Source organism: Myroides fluvii, from assembly GCF_009792295.1.
In the GTDB taxonomy this organism is placed as follows: domain Bacteria; phylum Bacteroidota; class Bacteroidia; order Flavobacteriales; family Flavobacteriaceae; genus Flavobacterium; species Flavobacterium fluvii_A.
On the sequence record NZ_CP039934.1, the window covers coordinates 2817487 to 2838241 of the forward strand.

The following is a 20755-nucleotide window of genomic DNA, read 5'->3' on the forward strand; positions in this document are numbered from 1 at the left end:
TTCCTTTTTTTATTCTCTATATATTTTTTCGTACAAATCTTTGTAGATTTCCAAAATAATTCGTCGTTTTAATTTTAATGTTGGAGTGAGTTGTCCATTGTCAATACTCCAAACATCCGGTGTTAATTCGAACTTTTTCACTTGCTCCCATTTTCCGAACTTGCGGTTTACGTATTCTACTTCTTTTTCAATGCGTTTGCGCACTTGTTCGTTTTTGATAAGTTCTGCATTGGTATTGCCCAAGGCAATGTTTTTGCGTTTCGCCCATTCTCTTACAAATTCAAAATTCGGTTGAATCAAGGCTGCAGGCATCTTTTCTCCTTCGCCAATCACCATGATTTGCTCAATAAAACGCGATTGTTTCAGTGTGTTTTCAATGATTTGTGGTGCAACATATTTTCCTCCAGAGGTTTTGAACATTTCTTTTTTGCGATCGGTAATTTTTAAGAAACCTTCCTCATCAATAGTTCCAATATCCCCTGTATGAAAATAACCGTCTTTTAACTCTTCTTTCGTGCGTTCTTCATCTTTGTAATACCCCAACATAACATTAGGTCCTTTACACAAAATTTCACCATCTTCCGCGATTTTAACGAGCACATTACTCAGTGGTTTTCCAACGGTTCCAATTTTCATGGATCTATTGCGTTCGTCGTTTACTGCAATTACGGGAGAGGTTTCAGTTAATCCATACCCTTCCATTACGGGAATTCCAGCTGCATTAAATACACGTGATAAACGAGGTTGTAAGGCAGCACTTCCTGAAACGATGATTTTCATCTCTCCTCCCAAGGCCTCTTGCCATTTTTTGAACACCAATTTACGCGCGATACCCAATTGTAGATTATAGAAGAACCCTCTGTTGTACGGTTGATATTTGAAACCCAGTTCTAAAGCCCAGAAGAAGATGCTCTTTTTGATTCCTGTTAAAGCAGAACCAGTTGCGAAAATCTTGTCGTATACCTTTTCTAAAAGACGGGGAACAACAGTCATGACGTTTGGTTGTACCTCTTTCATGTTTTCTCCCATTTTATCAATGGATTCTGCATAGTAAATTCCCACACCACTATATTGGTATAGATAGATTAACATGCGTTCAAAAACGTGACACAAAGGCAAGAAACTCAGTGCTTTGAAATGCTGTTCTCTGGTAAAGGGCACACGCTCACTACTACCCAAAACATTGGAAAGAATATTGTTGTGTGAAAGCATGACTCCTTTGGGCTTACCTGTCGTTCCAGAAGTGTAAATCAAGGTAGCCAAATCATCTGGAGTTACTGCTGCCTTGCGTTGTTCTACTTGTTCTTGATTAGAATCATCACGACCTAATTCAAACAACTCATCTAAATTCTTACATCCTGTAATTACATCAAAAGAATAAACGGCCTTGATCAACGGTAATTGATCAATTACTGACATCAATTTATCGTAGATTTCTTGATCAGATACCACACAATACGTCGCTTCTGAATGACTTAAAATGAATTGATAGTCCTCTGGAGCAATCGTGGGGTAAACGGGAATATTTTGTGCTCCTATCTGCAGAATACCAATATCCAATAAGTTCCATTTGGTTTGGTTATTACTAGAGATGATAGCGATTTTATCATTGGGTTGAACACCTAATCTCAAAAGGGCTCTGGATAAAGTATTTGCCTTTTGGAGATAACTTGCGGATGACGTCTTTTCCCAAACACCGTTAACTTTGGTTACCAGTGCATTTTCCAATGGAAAATGTTCGTGTTGGAAATAAGGTATATCAAAAAGTCTAGTTGGATTCATCATCGTCATAATTAATTAGTTATTGCAAAATACGAAAAAAAAAGAGATTCTAGTACAAAGTCGTACAAAGTTGTTAACTTTTAAAAAAATAGAAGTACATCTGCTACTGGATGATTAATTTACGTTGAATATTCATAATGAAAAGAGGTGTTTCTTGGTTTTTACATCAATTTAAAAACCAAGAAACACCTCTTTTTATGGAACTATTAAAAAATAAAGTTTATCCTTTTTTAAACAAAATCGTGGGATTTAGAACGAGCTTTTTCTGTTGCATTTCTTCGCGCTTATCTCGAATTACTTTACTGATTTTCAATATCTTTTCAGATAAATGAGCCAGCCAGGTCAATTGTTGAATAACCATGGTAGATTCTTCCATTAAGTTTTTGATTTGCAAATCGTCCGAGTACGATTTTTTTAGCTCGTATTCTCTGATATTTTGTAAATAGCTCATACTTACGCGATAACTCTCGTGATCCTCGGCTGTGATTAAATCCTCTTCTGTAGGAGTATTGTTGAGTAAGTTACTCGTCAATTGCAAGTTTTTATCAATGTAATCCATGACCATATTAAAGGACTCAGATGCTTTGGTAGTATGACGGGATTGTACATAAACACCAATAGAAGCCGCAGTAGATAAGAAGGTGTGATTCAATACAGCTAACTCATAGATTTCCGAACGCAAACGCTGTTTAGATTTTGGTTCTTGAATCATACGCTGAAAGGAAGCCATTAAGTTTCCAACTTCAATAAAAGCATATTTTCGCGCTAATTTATAGGCTAGAGAAGGGTCATTCTTTTGGTTGTAAATCTCTTTTATCTCCTTGACGTATTGTTGATTAGCTTGAATAGATTTAGACAAGTGCACATTGACGTTCAGGAACTCCCAAGAAGGCCAAAGTAAGTAGTTGGCACCCAACGCTAATAGGGCTCCAATCAAGGTGTCAATTACGCGATAAATTAATAAATCCATAAAGTTAGGCGTAAGGATAGCATAAATCAAAACCACATACATGGTGATAAAAGTTACCCCAATTTTGTAGTCGGTATGAGAAAACCAATACCCCAAAATCATGGTTAAAATAGTTAAATAGGCAATTAAAGTATGATTGTCCTGAAGGATGAACAATAGCCCAAACGCAATCAACCCACCCAAAACAGTACCAATCACACGTTCAAAAGAGCGGGTTTTTGTCAAGCCATATCCCGGTCTCATAATTACGACAATCGTCAGTAAAATCCAATATCCATTGAGTAGGTTGAAGATATTACTGATAATTAAACCGATTAAAATGGTCAATGTTAAACGCGTAGCATGTCTGAAAATCGTTGAGGTAAAGTTGAGGTTGACAATGAGTGTCTCCCAACGATAGTGTACGGGAGTTAAGAATTTTTCTAACTCTTTGAAGCGATCTTCTACGTTTTCACTAAATGTTTGTTCTGTTAAGATGCGTTCTAAGATGTGGATTTTGTCAATCTGACTTTGTGCGTAGTGCAATACATTAGAAAAAGAAAGGACAGCTTCTACTTTAGTTGGCGATTTACTATCTGCTATAAAGGCAGTTAATTTTTCCTGTAGGGCTACTAATTTGCGATCAAAATCGTATTTGGGTTTGTAATTCAATCCCATATTTAGGGAGTCTCCAATCTCTTTAATCGTTGTTGCAAAATCTTCGGCTAAAGCCTGATAATCGCGAATAATTGAGGGATCATCATCTAAGAGTTTGTGCAATTCTTTATGATCAAAAGACGTAGAAACGGCAATTTCTAAAATTTCAACTAAGGTAGAAAAGGCTACGAGTAAACGTCTGTTATTCGAGGAGTTTCCAGTATTGGCTTTATTGAGTACCAAAAATTCTCGCAAATTTTCGTGTACTTCATTCAGTTTAATTTGAATATTGAGTTGTTCTTCAACGATTTTATCTGCATTGACACCCGGAGTCCACAATTGTGATCGATATTTGAGGTAATCCGATGTCAAGTCCATGCACTCTGAAGTCTGTAAGACGCCATAACGTCGAGGTCTTATGAAGTAAAAAGCTAAGGATACCAGCAAATAGAGTAAACCACCTAAGAGTAGAAGTAATCCGTGCATCCATAAATCTTTGCCTGTATAACTATGTGCCAATCCCAAACTGGCAGCTAATAATCCACTAAAGGAAAGCATGTTAGCACGGTGTCCGTAGACTGAAATCATCCCTAAGCTAAAAATAATAAAGATGAAAACAGGATAGAAATACCAATTTCCTTGAGTCAAGGATAAAAGTAAGGTAACAAAAGGAACGAGTAAGGCTCCTACGAGAATACCGTTTATTTTGTCCTTGAGGTTACTGGGAATATCTACTGGAGCCGTTAATAAAGCACCAACTGCCATTGCAAATGCCCAATCAAATTGTTGGGTGGGCATAAACACTAGGAAGGGAATAACGCCCGAAATGGTGATTTTTAACGAATCTGCTAAATGAGTATTGTCAGTATATTTTCTTGCTTTTTGAAGCATAGTTGTAGTGGCTTAGATTTAGTTTTTCTTTTTCTTTTTTAGTAGCATTATTTTCTATAAAGTTAGTCAAAATGCTTTATTTCGGATGGTTTCCAGCTCTGAATTTAATAATAATTTAAAACGAAAGCAACTGATGAGAATAAAAGCTAGGCAACCAAAAATGACTGCGACTTGTTTGACTAGGTATATTTTGGATGAAAATTCTACGCAAAATTACTAAAAGCGTTTGGGAGCAACCTTGAAAATCAACTAGAATTTTATACTGAATAACGTTAATTTTTAGGAATTAAATTAAGACCAACAGCATGATTTTCTGCTGTAAACAGGTAATTTCTCTTTGTGTACCTCTGTTGTATAGGTAAAGACCTGAATTATAGTGTACTATTCTTTTTGTTATCTTAATGTTGCACCGTCGTTGTATTCTTAATAATTAGTTAAAGTAAATAGGGGGATTCTTGTTTTTTGCGTAATACGATAGCGCCTTGAAAACACAATATTTGTCTCAACTTAATTCAAGAGAATCATGAGACAGAAATTACTATTTTGGAATACCGTATTTCTACTATGTGTCAGCCTAACGTATGCGCAACAAAAGCGAAATATCACAGGAGTGGTACAAGATGAAATGGGAGTAGAGTTGCCAGGAGCCTCTGTTGTAATCAAAGGAACAACAGCAGGAACAACGACCGATTTAAATGGAAAATTCACACTAGAAGTAGAAGAGAAAGATTTGATTGTCGTTTCTTTTATAGGATATAGAAACAGTGAGAAATCCGTTCAAAAAACCACTGATTTTGCTTTTGTGTTAGTTCCTGAACAAGCTGCTTTAGATGAAGTAGTGATCACGGCTTTAGGGATTACAAAAGCAGAGAAAAAAATTGGTTATGCTACTCAAAATATAGATGTCAAGAAAGTACAAGAAGTAGCTACTCCAAATATGGGAAGTCTGTTGAGTGGACAAGTAGCGGGACTTCAAGTATCCAATCCTCCGGGAATGCTGCAAGCACCTAAATTTTCCTTGAGGGGAAAAGATCCACTTATTGTAATTGATGGAATTCCCGTAACTACTGATTTTTACGATGTTTCACCTGAAGATATTGCCAATATTAACGTACTAAAAGGAACAAGTGCTTCTGTACTTTATGGTTCATTAGGACGTAATGGTGCGATTATGATTACCACCAAAAATGCAAAGACAGAAGGAATTACAGTTGAAGTGTCACAAAACTTAATGGTGAGTGCGGGATATACCTTGTTTCCGAAAACGCAACATGAATATGGAAGTGGATCAAATGGAAAGTATGAGTTTTGGGATGGAAAAGATGGAGGAATCAGTGATGGAGATATGATTTGGGGGCCTAAGTTTGAACCTGGAGTGAAAATTGCACAGTGGAATAGCCCCATTCGAGATAAACAAACCGGAAGCGTAATTCCGTGGTATGGAAACGTAGAAGGAACGCAATACAATGATAAGTCGCGTTACGAAAGAGTACCTATCGCTTGGGAATACCACGATAACTTAAAGAACTTCATGGAAACGGGAATTATCTCACGTACAAATTTTGCCGTTTCTAATAAGACAGAAAAAGGATCCTATCGCTTAGGAGGAGATTTTTCATACAATAAGGATAGAGTACCCAATACAAGTATGTACAGAGGAAGTTTAAATTTTAAATCTACAACCTATCTTACAGATAAGTTGACCCTAGATTCTAAGCTTTCTTATAGTAGAGTACATGCCCCTAATGTGCCGAATTACGATTACAACCCAAGCGGACACATGTATACGATCTTAATTTGGATGGGAGATGACGTAAATGGGCGTGATTTGAAAAACAATTTATGGACCCCAGGGATGGAAGGGTATAAACAAGCTAGTTACAACTATGCATGGTACAATAACCCTTGGTTTGGATCAGAATATTTTAAGCGCATCTGGAATAAAGACGTAACCAATGCACAATTGAGCTTGAGTTATCAAGCAACAGAAGATCTAGTCTTGCAAGGGAGAGCTTCGATGATTTCTACCCATAACAATACCGAATTACAAAGCCCAAAATCGTATTTTAATTATAGTACTTCAAGAGAAGGTGGATATAGTTTAGAGAAAAACGATCGCTTAGATGTTGATTATGATTTCTTGGCGATGTACAACAAAAGTATCACGGATAATTTTGCCATTAATGTGAATGCAGGAGCTGCTTCTCGTTATTATCGCTTGACAAATTCTTCTGCCGCCGCCGATGGATTAACTGTACCAGGTGTACACAATTTAGGAAACTCAAAAGGACCTGTTACAGCAAGAGATTACCTAGAAAAGAAAGCAGTGAACAGTGTATACGGAACGATTGAATTCGACTTATACAATGCGTTTTTCTTGAGTTTTGCAGGTCGTAACGACTGGTCTTCAGCTTTAGCAAAAAGCCAACGTTCGTATTTCTACCCTTCTGCATCCTTGAGTGTGGTTGTTTCTAATTTAGTGGAAATGCCAGAGCAAATAGACTATTTAAAAATGTACACTTCTTGGGCGAATGTATCGAGTGATTTAACTCCTTATCAATTGCAATCAACTTATTCTCCAATCAATCCCTCTTTCAACGGCAATCAAATGGTAGAATATCCCAATGCAATTTTAAATCCTTATTTACTTCCTGAGAAATCAAAAACCTATGAAATTGGTTTGTCAAGTGCCTTTTACAAAAAGCGCTTAAATGTGGATGTAACGTATTATCGCGTATTGGATTCGAATTTTATTATTGATTATCCTGTATCAGAAGCTTCGGGATTCAACAATATGAAGGTAAACGGAAATGAGTACACGACGAATGGATGGGAGATTTCCTTAACGGGAGCTGTAGTGAAAAACGACAACTTCCAGTGGAATTCAGCCATCAACTGGAGTGCTAGAACGAGAAAATTAACGAAAATCCATGAAGACGCAGAGAAATTTGGCGATTTGCGATTGAATGATCGCGTGGATTCTTACTATGGAACTGAATGGATGAAATCGCCAGACGGCAAAGTTATCCTAGATGAGAAAACAGGGATGCCAACAGCAAATAAGCAAGCAACTTACTTAGGACACAAAGATCCAAAATGGACGTTGGGATGGAACAACAGTTTCAAGTATAAAAATTGGGGATTGAATATCGGAATTGACGGTATTTGGGGCGGTGTGATGCGTTCTGAAGTAGTGGAAAAAATGTGGTGGGGAGGTAAACATCCAGAATCTGTTCGCTATAGAGATGAAGAGTACTCAACAGGAAATCCTGTATTTATTCCTAGTGGTGTAAATCTAGTCTCTGGAGAATTAGTAACAGATGTACAAGGTAATGTCATTTCAGATACACGCGTTTTTAAGGAACATACAGGCGCTGTCAATTGGCAAAGTTGGGCTCAAAATTATCCCTATCGCGCTAGAGTAACAGAGAAAGAAAGCAAATTGTTCGCCAACGTATTTGATCGTACCTATTTTAAGTTGAGAACGTTGAGTTTGTCGTATGATTTTACTCCAATGGTGAAATCAACAAAAATTGCGCAACTATCGGCTTCGTTAACGGGATATAACTTGTTGATGTGGAAAAAATCTAAAGGATTGTACTCAGATCCTGATTACGATACAGCAAATAAGAACGATATCCAAGATCCTTCAACCCGTTGGATTGGACTAGGATTAAATGTGAAATTCTAATACTCATAGTCATGAAAAAATACTTAAAAACGCTATACGCAATTACCTTGGCATTAACTGTAGTAGGATGTCACGATTTAGATCAACTGAATGAAGATCCAAATAAAATCAAAGAAACAGATCCTTATTTGTTGCTAACAAAAGTGGAGAAATCAGCTTTTTCACTACAGAATATCGATAAAGAGTATGCCGCTCGTATGATTATTCAAACCGATGGGGAAAGTACCTATCAATATTTGAAATGGGGAAGCAAGGGATTTGATCGCTATAAGGATTTACTGCAGACACAAAAAATGATGGATGAAGCAACGCGTACGGGAAAAGTTGAATATCTCGCGCTTGGACATTTTTTAAAGGCTCATTTGTTTTTTGAATTGACGATGAATTTTGGTGATATTCCATTTTCAGAAGCTTTACAAGGAGAAGGAAAGATTCAATTTCCTCAATATGATCCCCAAGAAGCCGTGTTTGTTGGGATTTTGGAAGAATTAGAACAAGCGTCAAAAACATTGAAAAAAGAAGGGACTATTCAAGGAGATATCATTTATAAAGGAGATGTAAACCGCTGGGAAAAATTAATCGAATCTTATAAATTAAAAGTTTTGATCACGTTGTCAAAAAAACAAAAAGTAGGAGGGATTGATGTAGCTCAACGCTTTAATGAAATCTATCAAAAGGGAATTTTAATGATGGATAATAACGATAACGGTCAACTAACGTTCTTTGATCAAGCGGGGAGTCGTTATCCTCAATTCAATTCAAGTTCATATGGATCGAGTATGTATATGTCAGGAACATTTATTAATTTGATGAAAGAATTGAAAGACCCTCGTTTATTTGCTATTGCACAACGTACAGCTTCTGCTTTAGAACAAGGCTTGGCAGAAAATGATTTTTCGGCCTATAACGGAGGAGATCCAATTGTTCCCTATGCGGAAAATGAAAAATTGGTCCAGGGAAAAAATATATCAAAAGTACGAAGCAGATACTACCAAGACCCAACAAATGAAACCAATGTAATCTTGAGCTATGCTGAACTTCAATTTATTTTAGCTGAAGCCGTAGCAAGAGGGTGGATTGCAGGTAATGCAGAAGAGTTTTACCTCAAGGGAATCAAAGGGAATTTTGATTATTATGCGCAATATGCCAAAGGATTAGGTCATTATTTTACGAGCGAAGCATTGGAGCAGTATGTACAACAACCCAAGGTGAGCTATCAAGGAGGAAATCTCTCGGAACAAGTAAAACAAATTCTTACTCAAAAGTATTTGATTATGTTTCACCAAGCGGGAATGAGTATTTATTTTGATTACTTGAGAACAGGTTTCCCAGAGTTGAAAATTCAACAAGGAATTACAGCTCCAACAAGATGGCAATACCCAAGTTCGGAGTACAATCGAAACCAAGAAAATTTGCAAAAAGCACTAGATCGTCAATTTAGTGGTTCAGATCATATTAGAGGAATCAGTTGGTGGTTAAAATAAGAGATTATGAGTACAACTAGAAGAGATTTTATCAAATCGTCATCCCTTTTTATGGGAGGGATGACGCTTTTAAACGCCATGCCTTCGTCTATTCAGCGCGCATTGAGCATTGAGGCCGATCCAGGAACAACTTTTCTCGATGCAGAGCACATTGTGTTTTTAATGCAAGAAAATCGATCGTTTGATCATTGTTACGGAACATTAAGCGGGGTTCGTGGATTTAATGATCCTCGCGTCATTCGACAACCGAATCAATTGCCCGTTTGGTTTCAGGCAGACCAGAATCAGTCCCTATACGGCCCCTTCCGATTGGATATTGAAAATACCAAAATTACGTGGATGGGTAGTTTACCACACAGTTGGAAAGATATGGTGGAAGCGAGAAATGACGGGAAAATGGATCAATGGTTAATTGCCAAAAAACCAGGGAATAAGGAATATGCACATATGCCCCTAACGATGGGGTATTTTACCCGAGAAGATATTCCTTTTTACTATGCGTTTGCGGATGCATTTACCGTATGTGATCAGCATTTCTGTTCTTCCTTAACGGGAACAAGTGCCAATCGATCGTATTTTTGGGCCGGTGCTATTCGCGAAAATCCCCGTGATCCCCATTCAGTAGCTCACGTGAATAATGGTCAAATCAACTACAAAGATGTAAGCTGGAAAACCTATCCTGAACGCCTGGAAGAACATAATATCTCGTGGAAAGTATACCAAAACGAGTTGAGTGTACCTGTTGGATTTACAGATATGGAAGAATCCTGGTTGGCCAATTTTACGGATAATAACCTTGAATTCTACAAACAGTACAATGTTCGTTTTCACAAGGCACATATTCAATTCAAAGCATTGGAACTGAAACGCCTCAATCAAAAGATTGAAGAAGGGACATTAACAGAGGAGGCCTTGCAAAAAGCACAAGCAGAACGCCTATTTTTAGAGGAATATTTGACACAATATGGAGCCGAATCTTTTGCGAAATTATCTGATTTTGAGCAACAAATTCACCATAAAGCCTTTGCGACTAATACTGCTGATCCTGCGTATCATACTTTAGAAGAAATTGAGTATCAGGAAAATGGAGAAACAAAAAAAGTAGAAGTTCCCAAAGGAGATATTCTCTATCAGTTTAGAAAAGATGTCACAGAAGATAAACTACCTATGGTTAGTTGGTTGGTTGCACCTTGTAATTTCTCCGATCACCCAGGTGCACCTTGGTTTGGGGCTTGGTATGTCTCTGAGGTATTGGATATTTTGACAAAAAATCCAAAGGTTTGGAAGAAAACCATCTTTATCTTGACGTATGATGAAAATGATGGCTATTTTGATCACGTGGCTCCTTTTGTACCTCCGCTGAGTACAGACCCAAAACAAGGAAAAGTATCTAGTGCAATAGATACCCAAGATGAATGGGTAACGTTAGCCCAAGATAAAGCTAGAGATGCTAAAAGCAATTTGGCCAGTCCGATTGGATTAGGGTATCGCGTTCCGATGGTGGTGGCTTCGCCCTGGACAAGAGGAGGATGGGTCAATTCGGAAGTATGTGATTTAACCTCTACTTTACAGTTTTTGGAGTATTTCATCGAAAAGAAAACAGGTAAGAAAGTGATAGAAGAAAATATTTCTGAATGGAGACGAGGAACGTGTAGTAATATGACTTCGGTTTTCCAACCTGCAAATGAGTTGAAAAAACTGGAGATTGACTTTGTTGATCGCAATACTTATGTGGAGCGCATTTTATCTGCTCGAAATAAAAATCTACCTCATGGCTTTGCGCAATACAAGGCCGCTGATTTACAACAACACACCATGTGGAATGATCTTAAAACTTTTCCAAAACAAGAAAGAGGAGTCAAAAAAGCATGCGGGTTGCCCTATCATGTAAATGCCAATATTAAAGTGAATGCCAAGGAAGTACAAATGCAATTCGCAATAGTGTCTAATCAGTTGAAAAACAAAGACTATTTGGCTCCTATTCAAGTATATGCTCACCAAAAGTTCCAAGAGAAAACAGGAATGAATTGGAATTTTAGCGTAAATGAGAAAGAGCCGATTTCCTATGCGTGGGCAAAACAAGCGCTAGAAGGTGGATTGTATAACTTTAGTGTGCATAGTTTTAACGGTTTCTATCGAAATTTTAAAGGACATGTAACGGATCCTCAAGTAGAACTTACTTTTACCGTGTTGCCCAATCAAATGGTACAGCTTGTCTTGAAAAATAAGTCGAGTAAAGCCTTGTCTTTTTTTGTACAAGACGTGGTGTATGTAAAAACAAATCAAAAAATATTGGTGGACGCGAAGGCAGAACAACTAATTGAACTGGATTACGCAGACTATAAAGGGTGGTATGATGTAGTGGTTACACTAGCCGATTACAAGAACTTTATGTACCAATATGCAGGTCATATTGAAAATGGAAAAAGCAGTATTACAGATCCATATATGGCGAGTTTCTCGAAATGGAGCTAGATTGATAGTTAACAGTGATCAGTTAACGATTATCAGAAGATTATCGATAAAAGAAAACCAATCCTTTGTAGGGGTTGGTTTTTTTGCTTTTTCGCCAGATTATCGATTAAAGAAAATGAACGTCCCTAAATGAGGTTGACCGTTTTTTTAAATGACAATCTACCCTTACAAAAAAGCGAAAAAAGAGGATGCATTCTTTTAAACGAAGCTTTCACCCTCTCACCCTCTCACCCTCTCACCCTCTCACCCTCTCACCATCACACCCTCTCACCATCACACCCTCTCACCAAACACCTAACAACAAACACCTAACAACAAACACCCAACAACAAACACCCAACAACAAACACCCAACAACAAACATTTAAATCCCTATCTTTGATAGACAAAACTCATCACTATGCGCTACCAAGAAATCCTTCCCCTTCCGGCTTTACAAGCCTATATCCGTTACTTTTGGGTATTGGAGAGTGGAGAAGAGCAAGTTGGGAGCAAACAGTTTAAGATATTACCCGATGGGATTCCCGCTTTGATTTATCAGGATACCCCCAATCGCTTTCGAGATGAACAGAGGCAATATACGCCCCAATTGTATGTGTATGGAGCTTTTACAACCTATACCAATCAGTTGGTAGATGGACCTTTTCGAATCATTGGTGCTTATTTTGAGCCCACTGCTTTAAAAGCCATTTTCAAGTTTGATGCTTCAGAATTAGCCAATCAGAATGTGCCATTGGATGATTTAGTTTCCACCTCCTTACTTGATCAATTACAACAGGCGCCAACAACACAAGAGAAGATAGAATTGCTTTCAGACTTTGTTCTACAACAAGTTCAAACCCTGCGTTATGCTAATCAAAAAGCGATATTTGCCTCTACGTTGTTACAAAGAGGACGCTCTTTAGCTGAGGTTCAGGCGCAAATGAACTTATCAGAACGAACGTTGGAGCGTTTAATAAAACAACATGTGGGCATGACGCCTAAACTTTTTTCTCGTATTATGCGTTTTCAAACGAGCTTACAATTGTTGAAAACTACCGATTTCAATACATTGACGACGCTAGTTTACCAACAAGATTACTTTGATCAATCGCATTTTATTCGAGAGTTTAAGACCTTTACAGGAAATAATCCCACCCAGTTTTTAAAGTATTCAGAAGAGAAATTATCCAATTTTCCAGCGTGGAAAAAAGAGGAAGAAGACTAATTTTTAACCTTGTCGGTTTTATCCAATTTTAGAAATTTCATTGACTTTAGTTTTGCAGTATAATTGTAAAAGAGAAAATTATGCAAAACAAAATTGTTCGAATGAACCCGACTACTGTACCTCATCCAGTTGGTAAATATGCTCATGTAACTGTGATTCCCAAAGAAGCAAGTTTATATACTTTTTCAGGTCAAATAGGCATCAATGCGGAAGGTGTGATTCCAGCTGATTTTAACGAACAAGTCAATCTGACTTTTGACAACATCCAAGGGTTATTAGCCAGTCAAGGATTAACGGCAGAGGACGTTATCAAAGTGAATATATGGTCAATAAAAGAAATTGATTGGGATCACTTTGATCGCGTTTGGGAAGGTGTTTTTGGCACGCATTATCCCTCGATGACTGTCGCTTATATTTCCGCTTTAGGATTACCTGAGATTGCGATTGAAATTGAAATCTGGGCTGCGAGGTAACATAGAATCACATTTTTAGTTGTATTCGTATAAAAGGGATGTTTGAATATAGTATGAAATTGGGTTTTAAGTGTTTGATTTTTAGACTTTTATTTTTTTATTTTTATAAAATATTAATCATTAAAAAATTTATAAAGATGAAAAAATTACTCGTTTGCTTTTTAGCAAGTACTGGAATTTTTATTACGGGATGTAGTAAAGAGGATGAAAAAAACAAAAATGATTTAGGTTTTCAGTTAACGGAACAAGAATATCGAGAAAAAGTTACTGAAATGAAAGGGATTTTAAAAAAGTATGGAGGTGTTGAAGATACAAATCACCCGTATGATTTTTATAAACCAGAAAATAGATTACATATTGAAAAATTAGATTTAAAAGAATTGGAAAACTTCTTTATTGAACTTCATTCACCGGAAGGATTGAAAAATGTGGAGGATGAATTTACGATCGAGAAAGTGGAACCCAATGAATCTCCAACGAAAATGCAATAAAAAGAGCTTTGAAATTATTTTAAGGCTCTTTTTTTGTTTTTGGTTCACTTGTTTTAACGCGTTGATGTTTCTTTTTTTGCTACTTTGCAACAAGTTAGAAGAGAAGATGTTAAACAGATAAAATAGAGTGAGATGAAAAAAGCAATTGTAATAACTTTATTGGTGTTTAGTGGACTTGTGTTAGCAAATAGTACATGCTTTCATCAAAATACAACAGGTGTAAAAGAAGGAGAAGCTATGGAAGAAAGAAAAGACAAAAATACCAAGGTTATTTATTTTGCAGGTGGATGTTTTTGGGGAACCGAACACTTCTTTCAACAGGTGAGAGGAGTAGTAGCTACAGAAGTAGGATATGCCAATGGAAATACTAAAAATCCAACCTATAAGCAGGTTACTACGGGAACAACGGGTTTTGCGGAAGCAGTAAAAGTAACCTATAACCCCAAAGAAGTAGATTTTGAATTGTTGCTTGATTTATTTCTTCAGACGATTGATCCAACCACCTTAAATCGACAAGCCAATGATGTGGGAACCCAATATCGCTCTGGAATTTACTATTCGGATAGTGCAGATCAATTTATCATTACCCAAAAAATAAATGAATTAGCCAAACAGTATACGCAGAACATAGTAGTGGAAGTAGAGCCTTTGCGCAATTTTTACGATGCAGAAACCTATCATCAAAACTACTTAGATAAAAATCCAGGTGGATACTGTCACATTGGAGCAGACTTATTTGAGCTAGCGCGTAAGGCAAATCCCAAAAAGAAACAAGCGTATCAACGCCAAGAGAAAGAAACCTTAAAGCAAACGCTAAGTGCGGTACAATACGAAGTAACCCAAAATAACGGCACAGAACGAGCGTACAGCAATGAGCTGTGGAAGGAGTTTCGAGAGGGGATTTACGTGGATATTACAACAGGAGAACCTTTATTTGTTTCGACTGATAAATACGATGCGGGTTGTGGATGGCCGAGTTTTTCCAAGCCAATTGACACCAAGTTGATTGAAGAAAAAGAAGACCATACCCACGGTATGCAACGAACTGAAGTGAGAAGTGCTACCGGAGATGCTCATTTAGGACATGTGTTTAACGATGGACCTGCTGAAACTGGCGGATTGCGTTATTGTATTAATGGAGCGTCCTTGCGTTTTATTCCCAAAGAAGAGATGAAAGTACAGGGGTATGAAAAGTATGTACCTTTACTACAGAAGAAAAACTAAAGGCGCAATAATTTTCGCTTTTAGTTGAATATAGATATAAAATTAACCTGCTAATTTTTACGGTTTATAGGTTTCTACTTCTTGAATTAATTGAGAGAGAATGACTTTGATCGATGCTCCACTGTAAGGACCACGAGACTGTCCCGTCCACAAGCTTGAGAACTCAGGATTTTTATTTGTCTTCGCGGCAATCCTCAAGCCAATGGTCAGTTTGTTTTGAAACGGATAGGGAAGAATATAGTCGGAATGATCAAGTTGATTCGTGAAGGTATTGCTTAGGCCTCTTGCATAGCGACCGGAGAAACTTTTGGTTAACACCAAATCACTCTCTTTTGCCTGTCGCAAGGCTTCTTTTTCAAATTCAGCTAGGTTACTCTCTTCCGATCCCATGAGTAAACTGCCGATGGCAAAACCTTGTGCACCAAGTGCCTTAATAGCTACTATGGTTGAAGCATTATAGAGTCCACCTGCGTAAATGAGCGGTGTTTTTACAGCATCTTTTACTTGAGCTAATAAGGATAATCCCCCAATTTCAGGTAGTGTTTCGGTTAAGAAAGTACCTTGATGTCCGCCCGCTTCGATGCCTTGTACACAAATAAGATCGATGCCTTTTTGTTCCAATACTCGGGCTTCCGCCACAGCAGTACAGGTACCAATAAGGATGATGTTATGTTGTTTCATTTTTGCAATTGTTGCCTCGTCAAATACACCGAAAGTAAAACTAACAATTTTACAGCCTTCGGCAATAATTGCATCTACTTGATCGCGGTAATCCGTGTATACAACTTGTTCGTAATCTGCCAATTTCACCTCTAAATCAACTTGTTTGGCAAAATCTTCCAGGTATTTTTTCGTACGGGTATATTGCTTTTTTAGTTCAGCTGTACGCTCGGGTAAGGGATTTAAAAACACATTTACTGCAAAAGGACGATCCGTTAATTGCTTCGTTGCTCGAATCAATTCTATACATTTAGATGCGGGTAAGTCGCCCAAAGGCAGTGTACCCAAAACGCCAATTTCTCCTGCAGCGGCAACCATTTGAGGGGTAGCGACGCCAAACATAGGGGCTTGAATAATGGGATATTGGGTTTGTAGAAGTGCAGTAATCTTGTTTTTCCAAGTAAAAGTATCCGTAGGCATCTTCATTCATTTTTTGGTTAATACCCAAAAGTACAAGTAAAAATAAAAGAATAAGATGATAAATAACAGCATTTTAAAAACAGCATACAATAAAAAAAAGCCCAATTGCAAATGCAATTGGGCTCAGCATAGTGGGAGTCTTTAAACTGTCCCTCTATTTTATTGTTGTTTTTCAAAATAAGGTTGAACATTGTGTTCTTCCATATATTTCGTTATTTTTTCAAATTCATCCAATTCAATATAATCTACAATAGGAGATGTTCTTAAGTTTTGCCAAAAATTATGGGTTTTATCTCCTTTTGCTGGTTCTTTTCCAAGTACAAAATACTTTCCTTTTTTTTGTTCTTTCTCTTCCACTGAAATAGTTAAAGAAAGATAACTTGTAATATCGTGTTGTACATGCTGAATAGATTTTGTAAAATCTAAGGTTTGACCTAAAACAGGAATATCATTATTTCCGATAAAACCAATGTGAACAGGTACTAGTATTGTTTCAAAATCAGCAGAATTTAATGTGATATTTGTATTCACCCTAGCTTTTATTTGGGGATAGAACTGACGATTGACTTGATCTTTAATTCCAATTGGTGTTTGCTCGTCCTCATCTAATTTAGGACTAACTTCTTCATAGATATGTACGTATTTATTGAATAATGCTTTAAAATTATCTAAATTATTGGCTAGTGCAATTGTTTTTGGAGCACTGAAAGAAACTAAATTGTTGGCGTAATTGGAGAGGTAATTTAAATACTCTTCTTTAGCCCATTGTTCAGCATAACTCAAATGTGAGAAAAGTTTGTTTGTATTCGCTTTACTCGTTTGTATATCCTTCTCTAAGGATTTTAGGTAATGCTTAATAAAGCTTTTCTTTTCAGTAGATAATAGAGGAGCAATGAAACTTAATTTTTTAGCAGAGAATTGATAAAAAAATGTTTCACCATCAGACATAACAAGCCCTATGCATACTTTTTCATTCAAAGCTACATTCAAATTAACGTAGAGTAAACTATAAATTGTTTTCATGGTTAATTGATTAAAAAGGTTTGTACATACATTCGAAATGTGATTTCACATTTACTTTTCCATTCTTTAGAGAATAGACGTTGTTTCAGTCGATCTGTAAATTGTTCCGTATTAATGCTCCAAGATTCAGGAATAAACTGGATAATAGTTTCTAATTCTTCTTCACATTTGTCAGTGCAAAGGTAGAAATTTTGAACCAAATCTTCTACAATTTGCTTGGTTTTATTCTTGGAGCGAAATAATAGCTTCGCTATTTCGGTGTTTATAATTGTTTCATCTTCAGTTATTTAATATAAGTCTCTTTCTAGAAAAGAGGAATTGAACAGGGTATCATGGTCAATAGTATAAAAGAAGTAAGATGCAGTATCAACAGCGTTTAATAATAGATTGTAATTGTTGTGATGGCGATCTTCATTAGCCATCCAGATATCGAATAACGCAATCCATAAGAAATCTGCTTTATCTTTAATTTTAGTTCTGAAAATAGGATCATAAAAAGACGGAAGTATTGCATTTGTAACGAGTTCAGCATTATTCAAAAAAAGAGAACCAAAGCAATCCTGTTTAAACCAGCTTAACTGTAAACCTCGATATTGATCTAAATCTATATGTTCTTCTAAGACAGTGATAAAACTTGTGTCAGGTGTTTTTATGTTCCAAGATTTAGCAAAAGCAGAACCAATATACTCTTTTAATAAGTTATTGGGAAAACGATGATACTTACAGACCCAATCTTGCATATCATCACAAGTAACAAGTAAGGGTTTCATACCTGTCCCATAAAATTGCTTGTGGATACCCTCTATTGTCTGAAGTCGCTTCATCTAAGTCTCTAATTGTGAATCATCTTATTCAAATATAATAAAAAAAGGTAGGAATAAATAGCTTAAAATAGGAGTCGCATTGTATTAGTTCTACAATAAAAAAAAAGCCCAATTGCATTTGCAATTGGGCTTAATCAATCATTTTCTTAAAAACTATTTTCTACTGTTTTTAACGGTATCGAATTTTTTTCCTTTGCCATATGATTTCTTAACTGCTTTAGCAGAAGAAGCTGCAGCTCTACTCGCGTTATTTACGAAAGCTAATGCGCCAGTATAAGAAGCGGTAATTTTGTTTTCTCTGTCGTCAATCGCATTTACTGTAATCGTGTATTGATCACCTGTTTTTTCAACTTTTACTGTTCCCGTACGCGTAGGAGCGAAGCCCGACGTTACTGACTCCCCATCTCTGTCGATAGTTTGCTCAAAGAACCAAGTCCCCCAGTCTAATCCTGGCTCTGAACCGCCACCTTTACCAGCATTTCCAGCATTTTCCTCTCCAATTGGGAATTCACCTACAGGAATATCTGTTGTTGCGTTAAGATCCGTATAAAGCGTTACACGCATCCATTCACCTGAACCTTCAACCCAGAAGTACTCACCTGGATGAGGAGTTAAGGTTTCGCTGTATAAATAAAGATTCCAACGGTTGTTTTGTTTTGCTGTAATTGGCGATTTACCTTTGTACTCCATAAAACCTTGGGTCAGTTTCTTTACTTCTTTATCAGCTCTTAAGGTTGAAATGGTGTATTGATCTCCTTGTTTTACTGTTCCTGCGTATTTTCCAAGATGTCTTGTTCCATTTTCTAACAAGATGTTGAAGCGAATCTCTTGTCCTTGTTTGTGCTCCATCACTTTGATTGAACCATCTAGGATGTATAGTTTTTTATCTATCCCTGCCACTTGATCTCTGTGTAGGAATGTAGCAAATGAATAATGGTATGCTCCGTTTTCAATCGCTTCTTTAGAACCTACTTTAAATGCACCTACTTCATATTTTGTAGAAGCTTTAAACGTTTTAGTAGGAATTTTTGCTTCCCATGCTTTTGGCGCCATTTGATCAAAGAATGACAATGAAATATGGTATCCCGTTCCTTTTTCTTCTAATTCACCATATTTATTTGCATCTCCTTGTGTAAAATACGACATGTATTCTGCTACATTGGGGTGGTCAAATACGTTGTCTCCCCAGTACCAACCGTTTTGAACTTCATACGTTACATCGTAGATTGGCTCGATATCGATTGCTTCTGAGTAATTGATGTCGTATTTTACTCCTTGTTCATCTTGTAGCGTTCCTTTGAAAGTATGGGTGCCATTTGCACTTACTACAGCAAGCTCTCCTTGAGTAATTTTAGCTACAACCGCTCCATTTTTTACTGTACTTCCAGTTGAAAGCGTGTATAGGTTTCCTGTATCAGAAACAATATACTTTTCTGATTTTAGCGTTGATTCTAATAAGTTCTCATCTTTTACAACATCTGAGATGAATTTTAAATTAAATTCTCCTTTGTTGGTTTTTAAAACAATAGCGAAATTTCCTTTCTCCTCTATTTTACCTAAATAAGTACCCGTCGATTGAGTAACAGTAATAGGATCTACAGGGTCTGTAGGATCTACAGGTTTTAAATAATTGTGGTCGTCACTACTACATGAGGTAACTGCTAAACTACTAAGCAAAACAAAGCTTACTACATACGATAGTCTTTTCATAATTTAAATGGAATTAGTTTGTGAATGCTCTAAAGCGCTCGATTTATTTTTGTTTGTTAGAAGAATTTTATAGGTAAATTTTATATGTTTTGGGTGTTTATATTTAATTTTCTTAAAACTCTTCTTGGCGCAATTTAGATTTTATTTCCAACAAAAAAATAGATTCTAAATAAATTAACATAACGAAAAGAAGGTTGTTCGCGTAATGTGAATATATAAGTTGTTATAATTCGCTAATTTGTTGTTATAAATGTTTTTTATTTGCTTTATATGGTTGTTTTGTGAAATGGAGATTGTGAATTTATTAGCGGAACAAGGAAAGTCATAAATTATCATTGGTTAGGGAAATAAATTAGAGAGGGAGGATTTAATGTAGAGATAGATGGAAATCGGCCTAATTAAAACAGTTATCGGTTATCGGTTATCGGTTATGGGTTATGGGTTATGGGTTATGGGTTATGGGTTATGGGTTATGGGTTATGGGTTATGGGTTATGGGTTATGGGTTATGGGTTATGGTTATGGGTTATGGGTTATGGGTTATGGGTTATGTTATGGGTTATGGGTTATGGGTTATGGGTTATCATCGGTTAATGATTTAAGGATACATATATTCTTTAATCGATAATCTGGCAAAAAAACAACTTGCGAAAAAACAAAAAAGCAAATCTAAGGTTATGGATTAATCTGATTTAAGGATACATATATTCTTTAATCGATAATCTGACGAAAAAC

Annotated in this window: 14 protein-coding genes; 8 read left to right on the forward strand and 6 right to left on the reverse strand. The window is 36.6% G+C overall.

Annotated features, from left to right (window positions below):
- Positions 1–9: 9 nt before the first annotated feature.
- Positions 10–1785 carry an AMP-dependent synthetase/ligase gene (locus tag FBR08_RS12610; RefSeq protein WP_158964287.1) on the reverse strand — a complete coding sequence of 592 codons (1776 nt, stop codon included), beginning with the start codon at positions 1783–1785 and terminating at the stop codon, positions 10–12.
- Positions 1786–2002: 217 nt separating this feature from the next.
- Positions 2003–4279, reverse strand: coding sequence for an FUSC family protein (locus FBR08_RS12615; protein ID WP_158963045.1), 2277 nt, complete (start codon positions 4277–4279; stop codon positions 2003–2005).
- A 523-nt stretch (positions 4280–4802) separates the two neighbouring features.
- Between FBR08_RS12615 and FBR08_RS12620 the strand changes: the two genes are divergently transcribed.
- From FBR08_RS12620 to msrB, 7 genes are all read left to right on the forward strand, one after another.
- Complete coding sequence (locus FBR08_RS12620; protein ID WP_158963046.1) at positions 4803–7970, forward strand: SusC/RagA family TonB-linked outer membrane protein; 3168 nt, start codon at positions 4803–4805, stop codon at positions 7968–7970.
- An 11-nt stretch (positions 7971–7981) separates the two neighbouring features.
- On the forward strand, positions 7982–9454 hold the full coding sequence (locus FBR08_RS12625; RefSeq protein WP_158963047.1) for a SusD/RagB family nutrient-binding outer membrane lipoprotein: 1473 nt from the start codon (positions 7982–7984) through the stop codon (positions 9452–9454).
- A 6-nt stretch (positions 9455–9460) separates the two neighbouring features.
- Positions 9461–11929 carry a phosphocholine-specific phospholipase C gene (locus FBR08_RS12630; protein WP_158963048.1) on the forward strand — a complete coding sequence of 823 codons (2469 nt, stop codon included), beginning with the start codon at positions 9461–9463 and terminating at the stop codon, positions 11927–11929.
- A 400-nt stretch (positions 11930–12329) separates the two neighbouring features.
- Positions 12330–13136: a DUF6597 domain-containing transcriptional factor gene (locus tag FBR08_RS12635; RefSeq protein WP_158963049.1), complete on the forward strand. Its 807-nt coding sequence runs from the start codon at positions 12330–12332 to the stop codon at positions 13134–13136.
- Between the two features lie 80 nt (positions 13137–13216).
- Positions 13217–13609 carry a RidA family protein gene (locus FBR08_RS12640; RefSeq protein ID WP_158963050.1) on the forward strand — a complete coding sequence of 131 codons (393 nt, stop codon included), beginning with the start codon at positions 13217–13219 and terminating at the stop codon, positions 13607–13609.
- A gap of 137 nt (positions 13610–13746) precedes the next feature.
- Positions 13747–14100 (forward strand): hypothetical protein, encoded by a 354-nt coding sequence (locus FBR08_RS12645; protein ID WP_233266110.1) that lies wholly within the window; start codon positions 13747–13749, stop codon positions 14098–14100.
- A 132-nt stretch (positions 14101–14232) separates the two neighbouring features.
- Positions 14233–15324, forward strand: coding sequence for a peptide-methionine (R)-S-oxide reductase MsrB (gene msrB / locus FBR08_RS12650; RefSeq protein WP_158963051.1), 1092 nt, complete (start codon positions 14233–14235; stop codon positions 15322–15324).
- 57 nt (positions 15325–15381) lie between these two features.
- Here msrB and FBR08_RS12655 read toward each other — a convergent pair whose 3' ends face one another.
- The 4 genes from FBR08_RS12655 to FBR08_RS12670 all read right to left on the reverse strand — a co-directional run bounded on the left by FBR08_RS12655 (position 15382) and on the right by FBR08_RS12670 (position 20021).
- Positions 15382–16464 (reverse strand): NAD(P)H-dependent flavin oxidoreductase, encoded by a 1083-nt coding sequence (locus FBR08_RS12655; protein WP_158963052.1) that lies wholly within the window; start codon positions 16462–16464, stop codon positions 15382–15384.
- 159 nt (positions 16465–16623) lie between these two features.
- Positions 16624–17487: a hypothetical protein gene (locus FBR08_RS12660; RefSeq protein ID WP_158963053.1), complete on the reverse strand. Its 864-nt coding sequence runs from the start codon at positions 17485–17487 to the stop codon at positions 16624–16626.
- Between the two features lie 287 nt (positions 17488–17774).
- A complete protein-coding gene (locus FBR08_RS12665) occupies positions 17775–18311 on the reverse strand; it encodes a HipA family kinase (RefSeq protein ID WP_158963054.1) in 537 nt (178 codons plus the stop codon).
- A gap of 153 nt (positions 18312–18464) precedes the next feature.
- Positions 18465–20021: a hypothetical protein gene (locus tag FBR08_RS12670; protein ID WP_158963055.1), complete on the reverse strand. Its 1557-nt coding sequence runs from the start codon at positions 20019–20021 to the stop codon at positions 18465–18467.
- Positions 20022–20403: 382 nt separating this feature from the next.
- Here FBR08_RS12670 and FBR08_RS12675 point away from each other — a divergent pair, with 382 nt between their 5' ends.
- Positions 20404–20622 carry a hypothetical protein gene (locus FBR08_RS12675; RefSeq protein ID WP_158963056.1) on the forward strand — a complete coding sequence of 73 codons (219 nt, stop codon included), beginning with the start codon at positions 20404–20406 and terminating at the stop codon, positions 20620–20622.
- The last annotated feature ends 133 nt before the right edge of the window (positions 20623–20755 follow it).

Excerpts from the sequence above, each read along its gene's own strand:
- FBR08_RS12610 (WP_158964287.1), bottom strand. The coding sequence starts at position 1,785 with ATGATGAATCCAACTAGACTTTTTGATATACCTTATTTCCAACACGAA.
- FBR08_RS12615 (WP_158963045.1), bottom strand. The coding sequence starts at position 4,279 with ATGCTTCAAAAAGCAAGAAAATATACTGACAATACTCATTTAGCAGAT.
- FBR08_RS12620 (WP_158963046.1), top strand. The coding sequence starts at position 4,803 with ATGAGACAGAAATTACTATTTTGGAATACCGTATTTCTACTATGTGTC.
- FBR08_RS12625 (WP_158963047.1), top strand. The coding sequence starts at position 7,982 with ATGAAAAAATACTTAAAAACGCTATACGCAATTACCTTGGCATTAACT.
- FBR08_RS12630 (WP_158963048.1), top strand. The coding sequence starts at position 9,461 with ATGAGTACAACTAGAAGAGATTTTATCAAATCGTCATCCCTTTTTATG.
- FBR08_RS12635 (WP_158963049.1), top strand. The coding sequence starts at position 12,330 with ATGCGCTACCAAGAAATCCTTCCCCTTCCGGCTTTACAAGCCTATATC.
- FBR08_RS12640 (WP_158963050.1), top strand. The coding sequence starts at position 13,217 with ATGCAAAACAAAATTGTTCGAATGAACCCGACTACTGTACCTCATCCA.
- FBR08_RS12645 (WP_233266110.1), top strand. The coding sequence starts at position 13,747 with ATGAAAAAATTACTCGTTTGCTTTTTAGCAAGTACTGGAATTTTTATT.
- msrB (WP_158963051.1), top strand. The coding sequence starts at position 14,233 with ATGAAAAAAGCAATTGTAATAACTTTATTGGTGTTTAGTGGACTTGTG.
- FBR08_RS12655 (WP_158963052.1), bottom strand. The coding sequence starts at position 16,464 with ATGCCTACGGATACTTTTACTTGGAAAAACAAGATTACTGCACTTCTA.
- FBR08_RS12660 (WP_158963053.1), bottom strand. The coding sequence starts at position 17,487 with ATGAAAACAATTTATAGTTTACTCTACGTTAATTTGAATGTAGCTTTG.
- FBR08_RS12665 (WP_158963054.1), bottom strand. The coding sequence starts at position 18,311 with ATGAAGCGACTTCAGACAATAGAGGGTATCCACAAGCAATTTTATGGG.
- FBR08_RS12670 (WP_158963055.1), bottom strand. The coding sequence starts at position 20,021 with ATGAAAAGACTATCGTATGTAGTAAGCTTTGTTTTGCTTAGTAGTTTA.
- FBR08_RS12675 (WP_158963056.1), top strand. The coding sequence starts at position 20,404 with ATGGAAATCGGCCTAATTAAAACAGTTATCGGTTATCGGTTATCGGTT.